This is a genomic window from Bifidobacterium sp. W8110 (genome assembly GCF_016101375.1).
Classification (GTDB): Bacteria; Actinomycetota; Actinomycetes; order Actinomycetales; family Bifidobacteriaceae; genus Bombiscardovia; species Bombiscardovia asteroides.
In genome coordinates this window covers 110,913-126,038 of record NZ_JACFQO010000003.1, presented here as the reverse complement: position 1 = coordinate 126,038, position 15,126 = coordinate 110,913, and the positions used below count along the sequence as shown (strand labels likewise).

Sequence of the window (15,126 nt, the reverse complement as noted above, 5' to 3'; positions counted from 1 at the left end):
GAGGGGGAATACTTCGCAAACAAGCAGGATCAAAAGCTGCCTCCTCAAGAACCTGTTATTGGGGCGTTTGGGGCCGGTGTGTGCATGCACTGCCTCATCCATCCCCAGGAAACAATTGATTTGACCTTGACATGATGGCAGGGTTTAGGGTCAAGGCATGACACGTGAGAGCGAATTCAGTGGCGAAGGCAGCAAGAGCGGCTTGAGCATCGGTCAGATGTCTGAACTTACAGGGGTCAGTAGGAGAATGCTGCGCCACTGGGAAGAGGAAGGACTGATCTATCCCATTCGTGGACTGTCGAATTACCGGCAATATATGCAGGATGACGTCGCACGGCTGGAGCGAATTGTGACCTATAGGGAGATGGGATTCAATGCCAGACAAATCAAGGCATTGCTCGATTGCAAGACACCGCTTGCCTTGGACGAGTTGCAGGGACAGCGCTCGCGAATTGATGAGAAAATCCAGCTTTTTAGGAAAGCTGCGGATCGTCTGGACCGACTCATAGCCCTTGCCGAGGGAAGGTCAGGTAATGATTCAGCTCCTACGAAGATCGATCAGGAGGACCGGTACTTTTCGGAAGCATACGAACGCTGGGGTGCTAGCAGACAGTGGCTTGAGTATGCGGAGCGAAAAGCTTCCCGCTCCGAACAAGAACAGAAAAAGGACATGACCCGGCTTAAAGACGTGGAAAGTGAGCTTGCACAAGCCAAACGAAAAGGGCTGGCTCCGACATCAGATAAGGTTCTCGAACTGATTGACGAACATCGGCAGGCTTTGTCATGGTTCCATGTGACGCCGTCCATGCATGTCATTCTGGGGCGGATGTATGTGGCCGACCCGCGTTTCAGGCGCCATTACGAACAACTGGAACCTGGATTGGCGAAATGGATGCTGGTTGCAATCGAAACTGCAGCGCGTGCAAACGGGATAGATCCGGCAACCGTCAAATGGGAGTGATGCAGTCAGTATCTTCCGTCTACGTATCACGTTTTGTGTTTGACTACCCAATTCAAAACACTTCAACTAAGGAACGAGGTAGCCATGGACAACCATGACCAGCCCAAAACTACTGCTTATGCAGGTGCAGGCATAAGTCCCGTGCCGGAGCCGGGGAAGGATGCGGAACCGCCGGAACCTTATAGGGGCATCTATCTCATGCCCATGTTCATGTGCCTGTATAGCGACGATCTAGATGAATCAGAGGTTTTCTGGACGCAGGGATTGGGCTTCATCAATTTATACACCATGCCGGGCATGATGATTCACTTGAGGCGCTGGGCCTTTCAGGATGTGCTGATTCGTAAGAGTGGTTCCAATACTGGCGACCCTGATACGGATATGGAGTCCATAGGAAGCCTGAGCGTAGCAGTCACGGAAAAGCAGATCAGCAAGATTGTGGATGCATGCGAGCGCCTCCGTCCGGGCTCCACTTCAGCTCCATTACGTAAGCCGTGGAACTCACTAGAAGCCAGGATTCACACTCCGGAAGGCCTGATCCTTATTCTAACAGCCGCTTTGGCTGTCGACAAACAGAAGGCTCAAGTTTATCTGAACTCGCACGGTCAATGAACAAAGATGAAGTACCTCCCCTACTCGTGATTTGATTGAAAGAGCAACGATTAGATGTCTCGAACGGCCGAATGAAAAATATATAAGACTTATAACGTTTGTTCTTGTATAAAGCCGGTTCTTGCCCCTGGATTCGAAAGAGGCTATCGCTTAAGGGGCTATCGGTTAGCGGGCTATTGGTTATTGAAGTTAGTCCAGTTATGGAAGTTAGGCCAGCAGGTTTACTGCTCGGATTTCAAGCCTAGAGTTTCGATGGCTTCCGCTACTGCAGCCGTGCGATCGCTGACCTCCAATTTGGCGAAGATCCGACTGAAGTATGTTTTCACTGTTGCCTCGCTGATGTATAAGTGTTCTGCGATTTGCCGATTGGTCATGCCTTTGGCGGCCTCGCGCAGCACACGTGTCTCTTGTTCGGACAGTGCTGGTCTGGTCGCAGGGCGCAGCGCCTTGCTGACTGCTTCCGCGGCGGTCGGATTCAGGACAGTGGACCCTGCAACAGTGTCACGGATGGCTTGGGCCAGGACATGAGGTTCTACGTCTTTCAGCAGATAGCCATTGGCTCCGGCCTCTATGGCCGGCAGAATATCGTGGTCGGAATCATAAGTGGTAAGGATCAATACCTTGGTTTTGGGATAAGAAGCCAGCACTTTCCGGGTGACTTCAGAACCGTTCATATCAGGCATCCGCAGATCGAGTAGCAACAAATCCGGACGTGTTTTCGCTACAGCCTCTATGGCCTGGGCGCCATTACATGCTTCGGCAACCACTTCAAGGTCTGCATGGCGTTTCAGCATGCTGCGTATGCCCTCCCGAACCATGGGGTGGTCGTCGGCCATGACAAGTCGGATCATCTTTCCTCCTTATCTGGTCGAGTAGTGTTACTTGGTCTTTCGACAGGAATATTTACAGTTATGGAGGTGCCTTGCCCTGGAACGGAGGTTACCGTACAGCGCCCACGCGCGTCTTGAGCTCGTTTGGCCATATCTCGCAGACCATAGCCATGCCCGGCCTTTTCCATCTCCTGGAAATCCAAGTTCTGAATATCAAAACCACGACCATCATCCTTGATCCGAAGCTGTAACAGTTCCTGCCCTTTCAAAAGCAAGCTCACCTGTACATGCTTGGCATTGGCATGCTTGGAAATATTAGTCAGGGATTCCTGAACTATACGTAGCAGGTTGACCTCGGTCTGCTTAGGCAAGGGCGGCAAGGTTCGTTGAATCTGGCACTGTGATTGAAAACCTGTCTTTGCTGCGGCGGCATGCACTGTCCGCTCCAGGGCCGTCTTCAGGTCCCTGCCATCCAGATCAGCCGGTGCCGAATCCGCAATCATTCTTCTGGTGTCATCCAAAGAACCCTTCGCCGTGCTGGCGATCATTTCCAAATGTTTCTGAGCTGCAGGTATGTCGTCGATCAGTTCTTCATGAGCTACCCTGGCCAAGGCCAGAATGGAAGTCAAAGACTGGGCGATCGTGTCATGCATTTCGTTGGCCACACGTTCACGCTCGATGGACGCTCCTTCGGCTCTGCTGAGTCTGCGAATCGTCTCTTGTTGAGACTCCATTTTGTCCAGCAGCATTTGATTATGTCCGTTGGTCAAAGCCAGGACATTAAAGGACTTTCCAATCATTGCGGAGAATACCACTACGAGAATCATGAGCATAAGATTGCCGGTTAGATCAGTGCTTAAAAATCTCTTTCCAGCCAAGACCATGCCCAGATAGGCTATATTCAGGACTCCTACCAATCCCAGGGCAGGAAGGTAGGCAAAAGCGATGAAGAGTTGTGGCACGATAAACAGCTGAGCCAGAATAGCGGTACCATCTAACCAGGCGCCCATGGGCAGGCAGACCAGCGTCAGCAGAGCGAAAATCCAACCATATGCTCCTGTTTTGCTTACCGGCTGATCTGCCGTTTTCCGATCAAATCTTTCAGACTTGTCATATACCCTAGGCAGAACCACGATCATGAAAAATAGGCAGGGCAATAGGATGAGAAAGCTTGAAACAAGTTTATAGGTCATGGATGCAGTCGAGAAGAAGCAATTGGCTCCTGTTACGCAGCCTGCTTCCACAATGAAATACCAGTTCCAGGTGTTATGAAGACGTTGACGCTGGGCATCGGTCCTTGCGGTCGCGTCAAGTTGACCGTCGCCGCAATCACCATTTAGATTCATTGAAAGCTGGTCTTGCTGTTGGTTTTCTCTATTAATTCCCTCAGTGATTTTCACTCATGTCTCCCATGATTTGCACACTTATTCACCCTACTGCCAAAATGCCTGTAGAAATCGTCGGGTTTTCCTGTTTCCGAGCCTCGAAACCGGGATCTTCATTGGTTTTTGACTGTCTTACCAGCGAAAATTTGCTTGCCTTTTCGGGGATACAAGAGAGCCAAGGGAATGAATAGCAAGGACAGACAACCCATTGCTAGGAAGACCTTGCTGCTGCCGCTGGCATAGGAGGCCCTGATCAGAGGCATGATCATATTCCGCATGGATCGGGGCATACTGGCGAATTGTGATTGAGCACCTGCCGAAGTTCCGGATCCAATAGTATCTGCGATGGCTTGCGCTCGGGATGCACTTACTCCGTACTTGCCCAAGGCTTTATGAATATCCAGGGCAAAATAATGGGTGCACAATGGTCCAAGCATTGCCATGCCCAAGGCGCCGCCGAAGTTTTTGAAGGTCTGATTGATGGCAGTGACTTCGCCATAAGAGGCGTTGATGGCCCGATTGACCGCATCAGTGGATGATGGCGAGAACATGAATCCGATCCCTGCACCCGCAACCACCATGGAAAGTGACAGCCAGACGGTATTGGAGGGCAGTCCTTTATCGAGTGAACCGGCTGTAAGCGACATGAGGGAGAAACCCGTTGCGGCTATCAAGCCGGCAATCAGCAATACCGGTTTCATGCCATGTCTGTTGAAGAGTTGGGCGCCTAACAAGGCGGAAACCAGGAAACCTAAGAAAAAGTAGAGGATGAATAGGCTGGTCATCAATGTTGACCGGTTGAGTGCAAGGAGCCCATAGACGCTGAGGAAGTACATGATGGGTTGGAAGATCACGGCGGCTACCAACATGGCGAGCTGGGAAATGTCGAATGGTGGGTTGCGGAAGATTCTGAGTTTAATGATTGGATTGTCAACGTGCGAATCCCAGAAGCCGAACACAAGGAATAGCACAAGGCTGGCACCAAAACTGGCAATAATGCGCCAATCCGACCAGCCAACGGTGCTGCCCTGTTGAATCGGCACGATCAGAGCTATCATGGCGAGTCCTACGGCCAGGCCGCCAGCCCAGTCAATATGCTGACTACCGGGTTCGGTTGTGGGTGAGTCCTTCGGAATCATCGAGACGATCATGGCGATTGCCGCCAGAGCCAGAGGCAGATTGATAAAGAAGATGTCGCGCCAGGAGTATTGAATCAGCCAAGAGCCCAGAATGGGGCCCAAACATGTCATGGCTCCTGTGATGGCGAAGAACAGAGCCATATTTCCGGCCCTCTTGTTTTCGGCCGAGTAGGAGAACAGAATACCGATAGCGGCCGGGAACATCATGGCTGAACCAATGCCTTGGAGCGCTCGGGAGAAGATCATCAGCATCAGCGAGAGTGAATTTGCAGGAACAAGTCCGCAACATAAACTGCCCATTCCAAAAAGGAATGTACCTGAAAGCATGATGCGCTTGTAGCCCGCTAGATCAGACAGATGCCCGCAGATGGGGAAAGTGGCGGCCGCAGCCAGCATGTAGGCGTTGACAATCCACTGTATGCCGCTTGCGGTCAGACCCAGACCTGATTGGACTGCCTGACTCGATAAGGAGACGATTGTCGAATCTATGTTGGTCATAGAGACGGCGACAATAAGTCCAATCATGATCAGGCTGAGTTTTTTGTGATTGATAGGAGGTTGTGAACACTCAATCACTGGCAAGGGGTCTTCTTGTCTCTTGACTTCGCAATCTTGCATGCTGTCTCCCTTTTGTGTTTGCGCAACTGGTATCGCCGTAATCGGCTTTGGAAGCGCTACACCATGAGAGTAAAAAGATATTCTCGCTTCTTATGTCATCCCAGTCGCTGTATCTCTGTCCCCCATTCGGATGACATGATGTCAGCCGTGTCAGAGCTGGGGCTAGAAGATCAGCAATGCAACAGTTTGTGGAAATCTGACTGTGTGAATTATAGGGCCCTCTAGTGCTGGGAAAAGTACTGTCTCGCAGTTTATCGAGTGATTTTATAAGCCAATTGGTGGGGGGGGGGATCAATAGTTATGGCAGGCAGATTACCCAGAAGACCCGTGAGCAACTGCCTTCTCCACTGGCCAATGTGAGCGGGATTCGCCTGACGCTATGAATGAGCAACATCAGCGACAGACAATGCAATGTGAGGACATTCTCCACGCGGTCAACCTGGTTGACCTGTCGTCATTGTTGCCCACCGTTTGGCTATCTGTTGGGCACTGTAAATTGGTTTATTTTGATATGTCGCAGACCGAGAAGGCGAAACTCATCAGAGTTCCTACTGACTTACTCTTATCTGATTTTAATGTTTCAATGCTTTTGAGATTCTCATTGTCTTGCACCTGGTTCAGCGCGTACTGTGCGCCATCTGAGGTGGTAAAGCGGAGGATGGGGTCTCCATGCTTGCTGAGCTTGCATGACACGGTGCCTTTATCTACCTTCAGAGGCCAGGTGTGTCCCAGTTCTTCTTTTGAAATTGCTTGCGGGTTACTGGTGGCTGCAACCTTATTGCTTCCATCGGTGGAATATTCTTCAGGGTGCCTCATGCCATCAGTGCAGCCGCCAACCCCAACAGTCAGCATAATTGTGGCGCATATAAGGGAAAGGGTCCTGAGGCTCTGCTTGGTTCGCTTCATAATTGTTCGGCGTTCTTTCATACTTGAGTATTGGGTGTCCTTGTAAGAGGCGGTATCTGCTGCTCACTGGCTAAGGCCATATATCCGTCCTCAAGGTTGGGTGCGGTTTCGACAGAGCCTGCGGGCGGGGTGTCGGTGACTATGCGGTACCTTGTCCCCTGTGGGGTAGGTTCCGCGTTGATGATTGTGGCATTATCCGGTGGGGCTGCGATGGGGGGCGTGACCCAGGTGTGACCGGCAGCTTCATGGATCAGCCCCTCTGTCGGCCCGTCATACTGGTTGCGTCCGCAACGTAATACGCACACCCAAGGGCAGGTTTGTGCAACATCATCGAGTATGTGGGTGGAGAGGATAACGGTTCGATCCTGTCCCAGTTGGGCAAGGAGTGTGCGGAACCGCATGCGCTCTTCGGGATCCAACCCTGCTGTGGGCTCGTCGACTACCAGCAGCTGGGGGTCGCCCATAAGGGCCTGTGCGATGCCAACCCTGCGCCTCATACCCCCGGATAGGCCCCGGATAGGTAGGTTCATCACGTCTTCCAATCCCACTTGTCCCAGGAGGGTATGTGCCTGCTCCTGCCGTACGTGTTTGTTGTCAATCATTTTCAAGATGCCGATATAATCAAGGAATTCAAGTGGCGACAGGTTGTCGTAGGGGGTGATGTGCTGAGGCAGATAACCCAGGTGTCGTTTTAGATTTCGCCTATTGGCCGGCGATGACAGGTCTTGCCCATCAATAAAAACTTTACCTTTAGTCGGTTTGATTATTCCGGTGAGAATGCGCATGAGGGTTGTTTTGCCGGCACCATTTGGACCAATAAGCCCTATCATGCCCTGTGGAAGATCAACGGTCAGATCGTTCAAAGCGGCCGGTCTCCCCCGAAAATCCTTGGTCAGATGGTCAATAGAGATAAACATGTGAGTAATTCCTTTCAAAGTCAGTGGATAGTCAGACCCGAACTTTCATGTGGTTGGAGGCTATGTTTGCGCCAGTGAAGAGAAGGAAGATAATACACGCCTGCCAGAGCAAGGATATGACTCCCGATTGGACGGTAAAGGGGCCGTTCGCCGGTACGTACATAGGATCTGTATGGAACCATCCTTGGGCAATGGGATCGCCAATGACGGCCAGCGGGCCGCCATTGAGCGTTGGAAGTGGCAATAGGGGGGTATAGAAAGCCAGCCAGGCCCATGCCAGGACGGCAAGAATTCGGGCTACGATTGTGGGCAACAGGGCTCCTAGCAGGGCGGATATCCCCATAGCGATCAGCATTGATGGTGAGAGTATGACAAGTGCTAATGCCAGGGCCACCAGTATTGCCTTACCGTTGCCTTTAAAGGCTTGGTGGACCGCGATCAATACAAGGAAAAGCAGGGAAGACGATATGCAGATGACCCAGGCTCCCAAGACATGAGCCGAGCGGATGACTGCCATCGGCAAGGGGGAGGTGGATTCAAGCTCGTCCATACCTGTTCGCCTGCCGGCAGTCATAAGGTCGCTAAAAGATGCTGCGTATGCCAACGGGGTGAACATAGCAAGAACCTGTCCCGTAAAGACCAGACCATCTGTGTTGTTGAATCCAGGTGACATAGGAGAGGCATAGGCCAAAAAGAGGGCGAAGATCGCCGGCGGTATGCTGGCTATCCACAAGGCTTTGCGCCGATAAAACATCAGTAGCGTGATGCGTACAAGGCTCAGTATCCTCATAGGGTTGCCATTTTTATAACATTGCGCTCCGCATAATTGCAGATTTTCCATCCGAAGATTGCGCCTGCTGCTGCAATAAACAATGGAATGAGTCGTTGCCGGACCGGATCGGTGATGTATGGATCCCATATAAAACATAAAAACAGCCAAATAGCTATGGAAGCCAGCGACGATGTTGGCATAGACGTGGTGAGTACGGCTATAAGGAAAACCAGACAGTTGACAATGAATATACTGCCAACCGGGGTAATGATGCTCACCCATCCCATGTCACGTGGCCAAAGTCGCATCACATGCAAGCCAATAAAAAGAAGGCCTTCGGCAGCAAGAAATGCTCCGGTAATGATAAGCAGCCTGGTCACTTGAACTTTCCGCCATCCAGTTGGAGTTGACTCAGCAAGTTCAACGATTGGGTCACCATTGAGCACAAAAGCTGTAGATAGGCCAGCAGCAAATACTGGCACCTGAGTAAGAACCATCATAACCAGCCGTATGCGGCTCAATGACCAGATGCCCTCCAGTACGAAGCCCGCAAGAAGAATACCTGCGGTTAGTATGAATGGCAGTAATGCCAGCCTATAAAGCCTCTTGAGCTGTATACCTACGAAAGCCAACCTCGTCCACCTTCCTCATATCTGGTTTTGGTCTCGGCTGCCGCCAGACATTGCTCGCTACTCGTTCCGTCTGCTTAGTTAGTAGCGAGAGAGGATGGAAAGGTTCATTAATTTTTATCTCCACCGGCGAGTCGAGTATGCCAGGCAAGAGGGGCTGTAAGGATAACAGCAGATATGAGTCCCACTGTAACGAGGATGAACCCTGCCCAGGCTGCGGCGGTAGTGGGTGCCGAATTGACCCATGCCGGTAGGAAAAATGATGACCTAAAGTTCTGCAAAGTTCTCAATAGTGGTGCAAGTACCCCTAGGAGCAGTGCAATCCAAGAGCATTGCCATATGCATAAGAGGGCCACGATATTCGCCAGGAGTGTTATGGGGGCTATGGTTTGGGCAATAACTGGCAGGGGCCTTATTCCAGGGTTGATGGCAGCGACAATCAATAAGGCTGCTCCTCCGACGACAATGTTGGAGATAAAGGCCAGCAATAGCCTAGTAGCTACTACAACTTGAGGTCCCAGGGGCATACTGAGCATTAATTCACGATCATCTTTAATGGAAAAGACCAGGATCATGGTCAGTGCCATGTTGAGCATGAGTATATTTGAAAAGATATGCGTACCGAGACTGCCGTAACGTGCACCTTGCATAAGGTTGCTAATTAAAACGGAGCACGCTGCTATCGCAATTTCCACCAGTAAGATATATCGCGGTATGAGGCGTAATTGTGCCAGAACAAGCGGGCCACAGGAACGCACTCGACGCATGAATGGTATTGGTTGATCCGTTGCCAGCGACGGCTTCTGGTGGATGGCCTTCATTACGCTAGTAAAAGCCGGAACTGCCGGCTGGGCATTTTGCTCTTTCTCTCTAAGCGCCTCTTGAACTTCACCCCGGTATTCTTCGGTGACTGGGCCTGTGCTGTCTGGGCTTGTGCTCTTGTATCGGTCTGCCATAATCACCCCTTCAATTATCTCTGGCTTTGCAGTTTTGGGTTTTGACTGGAGCGAGGTCGGTCAACTGCGGGCGCAGAATCTGTCTTGCCCGGGCAATGCGAGATTTCACAGTCCCGACCGGAACGTCGAGCAGGGAGGCTATTTCCTGGTAGGGTAACTCGTGAAGCCATGCCAGCGTCACCGTGTATGCCATTTCTGCTGGGAGTGCATCAATCCTTTGCCGTATTATTCTCATCGTCAGATCCCTATTGACCAGTTCTACAGGCTCCAGCTGATCATCGGTTATCGAGTCAAGTTCCGCCTGATCCATTTGGTCAGGTGGTTTCGGTTTGCGACGTTTCATATAGATTTGCCGCCGGGCAATGCTGAGTATCCAGGTAAGCACCTTGCTGTCTGCGCGGAAGATTTTTGAGGAACGCCAGCAGCCCAGCCATGTGTCAGCAAAAACTTCACTGGCATCCTCATCGTCGGATATTCGCAAGGCAATAAAGGCTTGGACGGTATGGGCATACTTATGGTAAAGTGCTTCAAAGGCTGATTCATTTCCGTCAGCCACCATCTTGATCAGCCTTATATCATCAGCATCTGGATCAATGCGAGATCGTTTCACCGATGATGTCCTTCTCTGTTTTGTCTACATCCTAGATAACGTCCTGCATACTGTTATACAAGCGGTTATCGTGGTTATGCTCCATTGCTATTACGAATATACTGGGATGCTGCTTTTAGGGTCGCCCATCCTGTGAATCCCGTCGCAAGACAACTCATTAACGTCTGCGTATCAAGCAACTTCTTATCAGGTGTAGGTGTCCTAGCGCTTATTTGCGTCCTTTCAAGTACTTACGTATCTTCTTCAGGGCCCAGTCGTAATGGCTGGAGGTTGAAGAGATGAAGGCAGAGCCCAAGGTAGAGTTGCCTGTCCATGGGAGGGCGCCCTTGGTGAATAGCTGCTCGTTGGTGAACGATTGCGCCAGGGCCATGACCTTCTTATGGGATTCGATAAACAGGTTCAAGGCCTGATCATAGGTGGTGTCATCATGCTTGTCCCGCAGCTTCACATTCATCTCGCCGTAATTGCGCCAGTTGTAGCCGTCCGGAAGAAAGTCGTGGGTCCTGCCCTCCTGGTTGTCCTCCACCCAGTTCAACAGCAGCTGATGCCACTCGTAGAGATGGACGAGCACATCCTTGATGTTCCTGTCGCGTGCCCAATGAGCCCCCTTCTCCTTGCTCAGGTCGAAGGAAAAGCGGCCATTGCGTTCTTCGGGTGTCAGTGGCTCAAGCAGCGCCATGATTTTGTCGAAGCCATCATCAGCCGCCTTGATGAGTTCTTCCTTGGTGGTCGGTCGCGCCATGACGGTCCTCCATTTGTCTGTTGTTGACAAGGTTTGACTGGTTCATCGTCACCTTTCACGGTTTGTCATTGACTGTACCCTATATGAGCCTTGCAAATGCTCGCGTGTAGGAAATCGTCGCATACTCCTGTGTTTACCTGTATTGGTGGAAAGCCATCAAGTGCCCACAGTTGCACCTACCAATTGAATTCATCAAGCCGAGCGCTGCATATACCGACTTAATTTATTTAACAAGAGACATGGAGGAATGACAGAGGTCGGCAGGCTCGCTGTGGCTCAAATATGTATTCGCGTGTATGCGGCGAGGCTTTATTACTCGCCGATGGCATGAGATATGACACTGACAGAGTTCTCGAACCTGGTGGTCAGGGCTTGGATACCTGTGGCTGCGGCACCAAGCAGGGATGCGATGAGCACCACTACAATCCAAGCGCCCCATTGCACGCTCATCTGTGCTTTGCCCATGAAGCGTGAGAGCATGAAAGTCAGGGATGAGGTGCAGAGCAAGGTGATGACCAGGGAGAACAGTGTGCTGGTAATCATAGTGATGATGCCGTCAAGCGCGCCCAATACTCTGAGCTGGCCGATTCCAGCACCTGATACGTAGGTCAACGCCAGATCAAGTCCTCTGCCTTTGGTAGTGATCAAGGTGCCTGCAATTGCACCTGTTATCGCGATGATCATTGGCGGTCCGGTGAGCGCCGAGAGACTCGCAAACATGTCTGTGGTCGCCGGAACAGTGCTGCCTGGTGTGTGGGGAAAAGCGACTAGCAAGGTGGTGATCATTGTGCTCAACCCTCCGCCGACGGTCATCAGCAATGATAGACCCGCAGTCATCGGGATTATCGTCGCTCCCTGGCGCTGTATGCTGCCGACAGCCTGCTGGCCTGCCAGCCTCCAGGTTCTGGATGGCAACGCCACAATACGTGTCCATATCGCCGTGAAGCCGGGCAAGAGGTATGGCGCGAAAGCTGCCAGCGAGAATATCAGGAGGAACATGCCGCCCATGGCGAAGGCGAGAAATACCGTCATCCGATCCGCAGCGGCATCGCTGCTCATCTGACTGGCACGAGGGTTAGTTGCAAGTGCAAAAGCTGGAATCAGCAACATGCAGCCAGCACCAATCAAGCATACGATTCCCAGGAGGAAGCGGAAGACGCCTATCCGCTTTGGCGGATTCTGGGATTGCCTGAGGGCTTCCATTGGTCGTATTTTCGAGAGCGAACGGATAGTCAACAAGGTGCTTATGAAGATGGGCGCAGCGCTGAAAGCGAGGCCTTTGCCCGGCGAATCGAACAGGTGGCTGCCGGCATAGGTCAAATGCAAATCTAATGGATTTGTCACCATGGCGAAGGTCAAGGGCGTAATCACCGGCAGCAAAAGGCAGGTGGCTGCAACAGACAGGATGAATAATCCCATGACAATCAGCAGATTGCAGGCCAGCAGTTGCCAAGGCAAAGCGCCTTGCAAAACCATGAGCGCCAGTTGATGCCGTCGTTGATTCAGTGCTGAGTTCATGACCCATAGCAGCACAGCTACGGTGATGATCACGCTGAATGCCAAGGCGGGACCAGTGTATGTGGATCCAATTTCCTGCTCCGGGCCCTGATGGTCCTGATCAATGATCGTGGCGACCGCAATGAGGGAGCAGATGACGGTCTGGGATACGACCATGGCCAGCAAGACGGCGCTCCAGACCATGGGCGCTGCTTTGAGTTCGGACAGGGCACCTCTCATGCCATGGGCGCTTTCGCAGAGAATGATTGGCTGATACGGCCATCGCGCACGGCAAACAGCCGATCGCACTGACCCGCCACCTCATTGTTATGCGTCACCAGTACGATGGTTTTCTTTTCGTGGTTGGCAAGTTCCTTCAGCACCGATATGACCTTTTCTCCGGATTCCTGATCCAGAGCGCCAGTCGGCTCGTCTGCGAATACCACGTCTACGTCGGACAACAAGACGCGGGCCAGGGCAACACGTTGCTGTTCGCCGCCCGACAGCAGGGTGACGCTTTTCTTTTTCTGATCGATCAGGCCAAAGTACTTCAAGAGGGAATCCGCCGTCTTTCTGGGAAAGCGGGATCCGCGAAGGGTGAATGGCAGAGCCAGATTCTGTTCGACTGTCATGCTGGTGATCAGGTTGTAGGACTGGAATACGAAGCCTAGATGCTGGCGTCTGAACTTGGTCATGGCCGACAGCCCCAGACGAGTTATGTCCTTGCCCAGCAGAAGCACAGTGCCGCTAGTGGCCTTCTCCAGCCCAGCCAGGCAGTACAGCAGCGTCGATTTGCCGCTACCTGACGGCCCGATGATGCCGGTCATCTCCCCCGGATAGGCAGTGAATGCGATGTCATTGAGAATGGTCAGTGAATCGCCGCGGCGCGGGGAGACCACCATGGACAGCCCCGTAGCTTCAATCGTTGGTGTCGGGCCTCTGCTTTCGCTTACGTTGGGGTTATTCATAGTTGCATCTTTCCCTTGGATGATCATCGACGACCTTCCAGACGGAGGCATCTACGCCCAGTAATGCTGATTCGCCTCGCAGATGTCATGTGCCCTCGTTCGTCGCTTGCCCCTGTATGACGGTCATCCTTGTCGTCATCAGTCAATTCCATTGATATCAGCGAAAGAAGGGATGAAATACCCTGATTTACCCTGAATTATCCCTGACTCGGCCCTGATTTTTTCGAAATAACGGACATGTTCGAGCAGCCATGCTTACGCGCCGCCACTGGCAAAGTCAGTAGCGGCGGGAATCAGCTGATTACTGCTGCAGCCTCATTCGCTGACAAGCAGTAGGGATTTGATAGCTGTGCGCTGGTCCATGGCCTCATAGGCCTCCTGGATGTGATCCAAGGCAAAGCGCTTGGTAAAGACCTTGCCTGGCTGGATGCTGCCCTTGAGCACCTGATCAAGCAGCAGATGCCTGTCATATGTGGTGACTGCGGCCGTGCCTCCTCGCAGCCCAACATTGCGCCAGAACAGCTTAGAGGTGTCCATGGTGGCCTGCTGCGGCACACCCACCCTGCCGACCACTGCGCCGGGCCGGGCCACCCTGATGGCGGTGTCGGTGGACAGTTCGGTGCCCACGCATTCCAGGACGGCATCGGCTCCGGCTCCGTCGGTGAGGGCCATGACCTGCTCCACGGCAGCGTCTCCGCGTTCAGCCACAATGTCAGTGACCCCGAATTCACGCGCCAACCTCTGGCGGTCCTCATGCCGGCTCATGGCGATGATGCGTTCGGCCCCACGCAGCTTGGCTGCTATGACTCCGCACAGACCCACCGCTCCATCGCCCATGACTACGACCGTATCGCCCCCTTTGACCTGGGCTGTAGCGGCTGCATGATAACCGGTGGCCATCACGTCGGAGAGGGTCAGCAGAGAGTTGAGCATATGGTCGCTGTAGTCCTCAGGCCGGCCTGGAATCTGCACCAGCGCCCAATCCGCATTGGTGAATCGCAGATACTCGCTCTGGTACCCGCCGCTCCCCCGCCTGTCCGGATCAAGGCAGTCACCGTCGAAGCCGGCCCTGCAGGCCGCGCAGTGCCCGCAGCCATGGGTGAATGGCGCTATGACGAAGTCACCAGGTTTGACGTGGGTGACATCGGAGCCCACCTTTTCGACCAGGCCGATGGCTTCGTGCCCTACGTGACTGCCTGAGGGCATTGAGGAAATCCCCCGGTACCACCACAGGTCGGATCCGCACACGCAGGCCCGGACGACCCGAATCACAGCATCTCCGGGCTTTTCGATGGTCGGCATCGGTGCTTCCTCCAGCTCGATGCGGCCTGGCTTCACAAACTTTGCTGCCTTCATGCTCATGCTCCCCATTCTTCACTACCTGGCATATATGTCTGCCAAGTATGCGGATGAAACATAGTCTACGGAGTTCAATCCGCTTGAAGTCAAGTCGATGCCTTATTGTGCGCGATTCACAGAGGTGCGGACAAGATTGTCACACGGGAATACGGTCATAAGATGCAGCCATATATAGGTGCTTTATAGGGATGCCGTATAAGGGTTGCTATGTAGAGGTGGCGTATT

The 15,126-nt window shown here is 52.6% G+C and carries 15 protein-coding genes; 2 read left to right on the top strand and 13 right to left on the bottom strand.

Going from position 1 to position 15,126, the window contains the following annotated elements; genetic code table 11:
* Positions 1-157: 157 nt before the first annotated feature.
* Positions 158-961, top strand: coding sequence for a MerR family transcriptional regulator (locus H3T88_RS06550; protein WP_198204011.1), 804 nt, complete (start codon positions 158-160; stop codon positions 959-961).
* A gap of 84 nt (positions 962-1,045) precedes the next feature.
* Positions 1,046-1,573, top strand: a complete 528-nt coding sequence (locus H3T88_RS06545; protein ID WP_198204010.1) for a VOC family protein — start codon at positions 1,046-1,048, stop codon at positions 1,571-1,573.
* Positions 1,574-1,794: 221 nt separating this feature from the next.
* Here the strand turns inward: H3T88_RS06545 and H3T88_RS06540 are convergent, their stop codons facing one another.
* From H3T88_RS06540 to H3T88_RS06480, 13 genes are all read right to left on the bottom strand, one after another.
* Positions 1,795-2,424, bottom strand: a complete 630-nt coding sequence (locus H3T88_RS06540; protein WP_110417186.1) for a response regulator — start codon at positions 2,422-2,424, stop codon at positions 1,795-1,797.
* A complete protein-coding gene (locus tag H3T88_RS08850; protein ID WP_198204009.1) occupies positions 2,421-3,803 on the bottom strand; it encodes a sensor histidine kinase in 1,383 nt (460 codons plus the stop codon). Before H3T88_RS08850 ends, H3T88_RS06540 begins: the two co-directional genes overlap by 4 nt.
* Before the next feature lie 98 nt (positions 3,804-3,901).
* Positions 3,902-5,545, bottom strand: a complete 1,644-nt coding sequence (locus H3T88_RS06530; protein WP_198204008.1) for an MFS transporter — start codon at positions 5,543-5,545, stop codon at positions 3,902-3,904.
* Between the two features lie 501 nt (positions 5,546-6,046).
* The gene (locus H3T88_RS06525) at positions 6,047-6,451 is read right to left on the bottom strand and encodes a DUF2511 domain-containing protein (RefSeq protein WP_198204007.1); all 405 of its coding nucleotides are present in this window, start codon (positions 6,449-6,451) and stop codon (positions 6,047-6,049) included.
* A 17-nt stretch (positions 6,452-6,468) separates the two neighbouring features.
* Positions 6,469-7,314: an ATP-binding cassette domain-containing protein gene (locus H3T88_RS06520; protein ID WP_232347223.1), complete on the bottom strand. Its 846-nt coding sequence runs from the start codon at positions 7,312-7,314 to the stop codon at positions 6,469-6,471.
* A gap of 85 nt (positions 7,315-7,399) precedes the next feature.
* Positions 7,400-8,209, bottom strand: a complete 810-nt coding sequence (locus tag H3T88_RS06515; protein WP_198204006.1) for a murein hydrolase transporter LrgB — start codon at positions 8,207-8,209, stop codon at positions 7,400-7,402.
* Positions 8,155-8,772: a hypothetical protein gene (locus H3T88_RS06510; RefSeq protein WP_198204005.1), complete on the bottom strand. Its 618-nt coding sequence runs from the start codon at positions 8,770-8,772 to the stop codon at positions 8,155-8,157. Before H3T88_RS06510 ends, H3T88_RS06515 begins: the two co-directional genes overlap by 55 nt.
* Positions 8,773-8,879: 107 nt before the next feature.
* A complete protein-coding gene (locus H3T88_RS06505; RefSeq protein WP_198204004.1) occupies positions 8,880-9,725 on the bottom strand; it encodes a hypothetical protein in 846 nt (281 codons plus the stop codon).
* A 10-nt stretch (positions 9,726-9,735) separates the two neighbouring features.
* On the bottom strand, positions 9,736-10,335 hold the full coding sequence (locus H3T88_RS06500) for an RNA polymerase sigma factor (RefSeq protein ID WP_332461021.1): 600 nt from the start codon (positions 10,333-10,335) through the stop codon (positions 9,736-9,738).
* A 208-nt stretch (positions 10,336-10,543) separates the two neighbouring features.
* Positions 10,544-11,077 carry a ClbS/DfsB family four-helix bundle protein gene (locus tag H3T88_RS06495; RefSeq protein WP_198204003.1) on the bottom strand — a complete coding sequence of 178 codons (534 nt, stop codon included), beginning with the start codon at positions 11,075-11,077 and terminating at the stop codon, positions 10,544-10,546.
* Positions 11,078-11,389: 312 nt separating this feature from the next.
* Positions 11,390-12,778, bottom strand: a complete 1,389-nt coding sequence (locus H3T88_RS06490; RefSeq protein ID WP_198204002.1) for a hypothetical protein — start codon at positions 12,776-12,778, stop codon at positions 11,390-11,392.
* 32 nt (positions 12,779-12,810) lie between these two features.
* On the bottom strand, positions 12,811-13,542 hold the full coding sequence (locus H3T88_RS06485) for an ABC transporter ATP-binding protein (protein ID WP_232347222.1): 732 nt from the start codon (positions 13,540-13,542) through the stop codon (positions 12,811-12,813).
* A gap of 315 nt (positions 13,543-13,857) precedes the next feature.
* Positions 13,858-14,898, bottom strand: coding sequence for a zinc-dependent alcohol dehydrogenase family protein (locus H3T88_RS06480; protein WP_232347221.1), 1,041 nt, complete (start codon positions 14,896-14,898; stop codon positions 13,858-13,860).
* Positions 14,899-15,126: the final 228 nt, after the last annotated feature.

Excerpts from the sequence above, each read along its gene's own strand:
- H3T88_RS06550 (WP_198204011.1), top strand. The coding sequence starts at position 158 with ATGACACGTGAGAGCGAATTCAGTGGCGAAGGCAGCAAGAGCGGCTTG.
- H3T88_RS06545 (WP_198204010.1), top strand. The coding sequence starts at position 1,046 with ATGGACAACCATGACCAGCCCAAAACTACTGCTTATGCAGGTGCAGGC.
- H3T88_RS06540 (WP_110417186.1), bottom strand. The coding sequence starts at position 2,424 with ATGATCCGACTTGTCATGGCCGACGACCACCCCATGGTTCGGGAGGGC.
- H3T88_RS06530 (WP_198204008.1), bottom strand. The coding sequence starts at position 5,545 with ATGCAAGATTGCGAAGTCAAGAGACAAGAAGACCCCTTGCCAGTGATT.
- H3T88_RS06525 (WP_198204007.1), bottom strand. The coding sequence starts at position 6,451 with ATGAAGCGAACCAAGCAGAGCCTCAGGACCCTTTCCCTTATATGCGCC.
- H3T88_RS06515 (WP_198204006.1), bottom strand. The coding sequence starts at position 8,209 with ATGGAAAATCTGCAATTATGCGGAGCGCAATGTTATAAAAATGGCAAC.
- H3T88_RS06505 (WP_198204004.1), bottom strand. The coding sequence starts at position 9,725 with ATGGCAGACCGATACAAGAGCACAAGCCCAGACAGCACAGGCCCAGTC.
- H3T88_RS06495 (WP_198204003.1), bottom strand. The coding sequence starts at position 11,077 with ATGGCGCGACCGACCACCAAGGAAGAACTCATCAAGGCGGCTGATGAT.
- H3T88_RS06490 (WP_198204002.1), bottom strand. The coding sequence starts at position 12,778 with ATGGTCTGGAGCGCCGTCTTGCTGGCCATGGTCGTATCCCAGACCGTC.
- H3T88_RS06485 (WP_232347222.1), bottom strand. The coding sequence starts at position 13,542 with ATGAATAACCCCAACGTAAGCGAAAGCAGAGGCCCGACACCAACGATT.
- H3T88_RS06480 (WP_232347221.1), bottom strand. The coding sequence starts at position 14,898 with ATGAAGGCAGCAAAGTTTGTGAAGCCAGGCCGCATCGAGCTGGAGGAA.